The 4,500-nt window shown below is 60.8% G+C and carries 5 protein-coding genes; 4 read left to right on the plus strand and 1 reads right to left on the minus strand.

All coding sequences use genetic code 11. The features are described from left to right. Window positions 1-100: 100 nt before the first annotated feature. Window positions 101-1,837, minus strand: coding sequence for a methyl-accepting chemotaxis protein (locus AB4Z11_RS23945; RefSeq protein WP_442028171.1), 1,737 nt, complete (start codon window positions 1,835-1,837; stop codon window positions 101-103). Between the two features lie 193 nt (window positions 1,838-2,030). Here AB4Z11_RS23945 and AB4Z11_RS23950 point away from each other — a divergent pair, with 193 nt between their 5' ends. The 4 genes from AB4Z11_RS23950 to arsH are packed head-to-tail and all read left to right on the plus strand — an operon-like array spanning window position 2,031 to window position 4,231. After that, entirely contained in the window at window positions 2,031-2,336 is a 306-nt protein-coding gene (locus tag AB4Z11_RS23950) for an ArsR/SmtB family transcription factor (protein WP_442028172.1), read from the plus strand. Between the two features lies 1 nt (window position 2,337). Then, window positions 2,338-2,817: an arsenate reductase ArsC gene (locus tag AB4Z11_RS23955; protein WP_442028173.1), complete on the plus strand. Its 480-nt coding sequence runs from the start codon at window positions 2,338-2,340 to the stop codon at window positions 2,815-2,817. After that, window positions 2,814-3,521 carry an aquaporin gene (locus AB4Z11_RS23960; RefSeq protein WP_442028174.1) on the plus strand — a complete coding sequence of 236 codons (708 nt, stop codon included), beginning with the start codon at window positions 2,814-2,816 and terminating at the stop codon, window positions 3,519-3,521. Before AB4Z11_RS23955 ends, AB4Z11_RS23960 begins: the two co-directional genes overlap by 4 nt. Beyond that, window positions 3,518-4,231: an arsenical resistance protein ArsH gene (arsH, locus tag AB4Z11_RS23965; protein WP_442028175.1), complete on the plus strand. Its 714-nt coding sequence runs from the start codon at window positions 3,518-3,520 to the stop codon at window positions 4,229-4,231. Before AB4Z11_RS23960 ends, arsH begins: the two co-directional genes overlap by 4 nt. The last annotated feature ends 269 nt before the right edge of the window (window positions 4,232-4,500 follow it).

A 4,500-nucleotide genomic window follows, 5' to 3' on the forward strand; every position in this document is an offset into this window, starting at 1 on the left:
ACGTCGCGTTGTCCCTGCATCGCGCAGGCGGCGACGCCAATCCCGCCGTCAAGCGCCTCGCAGACATTCTGCTGGAGACGATGGGCGAAGTGCTGCCTGTTTAGGCTACCAGCGACAGGCGCGCGCGCGGCGCGGCGGAACGGGATTGCTCCGCTACGCCTGGCGCGGAAGTGGCAGCGTCCAACCGGAAGGTGCTGACCACCTGCGCCAGCGTGGCAGCCTGCTCCTGCATGGCATCCGCTGCCGCTGCGGCCTCCTCCACCAGCGCCGCGTTCTGCTGCGTGACCCGGTCCATTTCCGTGATGGCCTGATTGACCTGCTCGATGCCGGCCGACTGCTCGTTGCTGGCAGAGCTGATCTCGCTCATGATGTCCGTCACGCGCTGCACGCTGGCCACCACTTCCTGCATGGTGCTGCCCGCCTCGTCAACCAGGCGCGTTCCTGCGCCGACCTTGCTGACGGAATCGTCGATCAAGGCCTTGATCTCACGCGCAGCAGCGCCGCTGCGCTGCGCAAGGTTGCGCACCTCGGAAGCCACCACCGCAAAGCCACGTCCCTGCTCACCCGCGCGGGCCGCTTCCACCGCCGCGTTCAAGGCGAGGATGTTGGTCTGGAAGGCGATACCGTCGATGACGCTGATGATGTCCACGATCTTGCGTGATGCCTCGTTGATGGAGCCCATCACATCCACCACCTGCCGCACCACGGCGCCGCCCTTCTCCGCCACTTCCGATGCGTTGGCCGCCAGCTGGTTGCCCTGGCGTGCGTTGTTCGCATTCTGCTTGACGGTGGCAGTCAGTTCTTCCATCGACGATGCAGTCTCTTCCAGCGAGCCTGCCTGCTCTTCGGTGCGTGCGGAAAGATCAAGGTTACCGCTGGCGATCTCGCTGGCCGCCGTCGCAATATTATCGGCGCCACCACGTACGCTGCCCACGATGCGCACCAGGCCTTGCTGCATCTCGCGCAATGCTTCGATCAGCTGGCCCGTTTCACCGGCGGCGTCCACTTCGATGCGGCCACTCAGATCGCCCTGCGCCACGCGGCGCGCAACGCCTGCCGCTTCCGTCAGCGGACCGGTGATGCCGCGATAGATCAGCGCAAGCATCACGATCAGCACGGCGAATGCCACGCCGAGAAGAACGTAAATCAGCCTGGCCATTGCTGCAGCGTGGGCGCTGGCCGCTTCCACCTGCCCTGCGGTGCGTTCGTCCAGCATGGTGAAGAACTCGTTCACAGGCCGCATCACCTTGGCCTTGTTGACGTGATAAGCGTGATCATGCATCAGGCGGCGTGCCATATCGAGATCCGGCTCTTTCTGGACCGTGAAGTTGCCATGGCCGTCATCGAAGCGGCCTTTCACCGCGTTCATCGCGATCACTTCGGTTTTCACCAGATCGTCGGAGACGTTTTTCGCTTCGGTCAATTTTGCCAGTTCGGCATCCGTGAAGCCCGCTTCCTTCATCAGCGTGATCAGCGGCGCGGCCTTGCCATCGGGGCGCGGCGCCTGGCCGTCCGCCGCGACGAAGTCCCAGTAGATGCGTTCATAATGCTCGGGACGCGCGCGCTTGCCGTCGCGGATATCGAGAATCGCCTGGTACTGCTTTTCGTACTGTTCATCGCCCGTCACAACATAGGTACGCGCGAGACGGGTCAGGTCATCCGAACTTTGACGCAGTTCGGCCGCCAGCAGATAGGACTCATAGCGGCTGTGATTAACGCGGTTCAGTTCATCGTTGCTGCGATTGACGGCCATCGCCGCCATGACAATGATCGCCATCAGCAGACCAAGCACCGTTGCCAGCGCAACGAAACATTGGCGTATCGTGAATTTCCGCATTCTGATTCTCCGGTGAGTATGAGCAAACACTTATGCATGCTGAGATTGCAACATCTCGACTGCAACAATGTAACAATCAGAGTATCACCGGCGATGTGAATTTTCACGCTCAGCATGGCGTTCTGATGCGGGCGTACAACTAAGTTATGAAGCTCGGTATATAATTCGATAATCGTTGAATTATCGAATTAAAATGAAAACCAAAGCGGCACTCGCTGCCTTATCGGCGCTGGCGCAGGAAGCGCGCCTGAACACATTCCGCCTGCTCGTGCGTACCGGTCCTGAGGGCCTGATCGCCAGCAAAATTGCGGAGAAACTGGGTATCGCGCCCTCCTCACTTTCTTTCCATCTGAAGGAGCTGACCAATGCCGGACTAATTGAAGCGCGCCAGGATGGGCGCTTCGTCATCTACAGCGCCAACTTCGACACCATGGACGGCTTGCTGTCTTACCTTACCGATAACTGCTGCGGCGGCGCGAGCTGCGCCGCGACCCGATAATATGAACGTTCTGATTCTCTGCACCGGCAATTCCTGCCGCTCCATTCTTGGCGAAGCCACCTTCAATCATCTCGCGCCGGAAGGCTGGCGCGCCATCAGCGCAGGCAGCAAGCCCGCAGGCTACATTCATCCGCGCTCGCTGGCATTGCTGGCAAAGGAAGGCATTGTCACCGAGGGCTATTACAGCAAGTCCTGGGACAACCTGCCGGTGACGCCGGACATCGTGATCACTGTATGCGCCAGTGCCGCAGGCGAAACCTGTCCGGCCTATCTCGGCCCGGTCATGCGCGCGCACTGGGGCGTGGAAGATCCAGCCCACGCCACGGGTACGGACGAAGAAATTGATGCGGCCTTCATGCACGCCTACCGCACGCTGCGCGCGCGTATCGAAGCCTTCTTCGCGCTGCCGCTGGAAGAACTGAAACATGACCCCGCCCGCATGCAGGCGGAGTTGAATCGCATCGGACAGGTTCTGGCATGACCCTCTCGCGCCGCCTGGCAGCCGAAGCAGTCGGCACAGCAATGCTGCTGGCCGTGGTGGTCGGCTCGGGCATCATGGCCGAGCGGCTCGCGGGCGGCAATGTCGCCATCGCGCTGCTCGCCAACACTATCGCCACCGGCGCCGGTCTGGTTGCGCTGATTCTGATGTTCGGCACGATCTCCGGCGCGCACTTTAATCCGGCGGTGACGCTGTCCGAAGCCATGCAGCGCAATATTCCATTCGCCGAGGTGCTGCCTTACATCGCGGTGCAAGTGCTGGGCGCCTTTGCGGGTGTAGCTGCCGCGCATGCGATGTTCGGTGAGCCGGCGTTCTTCGCGTCCGCGCACGCACGCACAGGCGTGCCGCAGTGGTGGAGCGAATTTATTGCGACCTTCGGGCTGGTCGGCGTCATCATCGGCTGCTCGCGTAGCCGCCCATCCATTACGCCGTTTGCGGTAGCCGCGTACATCACGTCCGCCTACTGGTTTACTTCATCGACCTCCTTCGCCAATCCCGCCGTAACGCTGGCGCGCAGTGCCAGCGACACCTTCGCCGGCATCCGCCCTGTCGATGCACCAGGTTTCATCCTGGCGCAACTGGCCGGCATGGCGGTATCGACGGTTTTCTTCTGCTGGCTGTACCCGGCGCCGCCTGCCGACGCCACCGCCGGCGGCACAGTAGCACCAAGTGAATTCAAAGTATGAGCATTCCTGATCTGCCCAATATCAAAGCCGAACTGCTGGACATTCCGTCTCCGGAGAAGCTTGCGCCGCAAGGCGATTTATCGCATCCGCCACGCATCCTGATGCTGTATGGCTCGCTGCGCGAGCGTTCCTTCAGCCGCTTCCTGACCTTCGAAGCGGCGCGCATTCTTGAACACTTGGGCGCCGAAGTGAAGATTTTTGACCCGATGGAGCTGCCCATGGTCGGCAGCGTGCCGGAAACGCATCCCAAGGTTGTCGAGCTGCGCGACCTCTGCCTGTGGTCCGAGGGCCAGGTATGGTGCAGCCCTGAACGGCATGGCGCCATTACTGCGGTGATGAAGAATCAGATTGACTGGATTCCGCTGGAACAAGGCGCGGTGCGTCCAAGCCAGGGACGAACGCTGGCAGTGATGCAGGTGTGTGGCGGCTCGCAATCCTTCAACGTCGTCAATACTTTGCGCCTGCTGGGGCGCTGGATGCGCATGTTCACGATCCCTAACCAATCGTCGGTACCAATGGCGTATAAAGAGTTCGACGATGCAGGCCGCATGCGTCCATCCGCCTATTACGACCGCTTGGTGGATGTGATGGAGGAGCTGTTCAAGATGACGCTGCTGATGCGCGGCCGCACCGATTATCTGACGGACCGCTACAGCGAGCGAAATGAGCGCGCACGCGCCGCCATTGATCGCCAGATAGCCAAAATCTAGTTTTAAGCCATATGATTTTGGCATGCTGCCCTTCAGATAAGGAATAGCTTCGCACCACATCCGGCGAATAAGATACGCTACCCGCAATCCGGCTATCTTTTTCGGAGGACTCTTGAACCATTTGCGTCACCCCTGGCACGGCATGCTGCTGGCCGCAACAATGCTGGCCAGCGTGCCGGCCTTGGCCGAACGCCAGCACCTGCCTTTCAATGACGGCTGGCGTTTCCAGCTTGGCGATCCGAATGGCAATTCCGCGCCCTATCTCTACG

This window comes from Pseudoduganella sp. RAF53_2, from assembly GCF_052113985.1.
Classification (GTDB): domain Bacteria; phylum Pseudomonadota; class Gammaproteobacteria; order Burkholderiales; family Burkholderiaceae_D; genus Rugamonas.

Bases quoted from the DNA above. Each gene is read 5' to 3' on its own strand.
- AB4Z11_RS23945 (WP_442028171.1), bottom strand. From the start codon at position 1,837: ATGCGGAAATTCACGATACGCCAATGTTTCGTTGCGCTGGCAACGGTG.
- AB4Z11_RS23950 (WP_442028172.1), top strand. From the start codon at position 2,031: ATGAAAACCAAAGCGGCACTCGCTGCCTTATCGGCGCTGGCGCAGGAA.
- AB4Z11_RS23955 (WP_442028173.1), top strand. From the start codon at position 2,338: ATGAACGTTCTGATTCTCTGCACCGGCAATTCCTGCCGCTCCATTCTT.
- AB4Z11_RS23960 (WP_442028174.1), top strand. From the start codon at position 2,814: ATGACCCTCTCGCGCCGCCTGGCAGCCGAAGCAGTCGGCACAGCAATG.
- arsH (WP_442028175.1), top strand. From the start codon at position 3,518: ATGAGCATTCCTGATCTGCCCAATATCAAAGCCGAACTGCTGGACATT.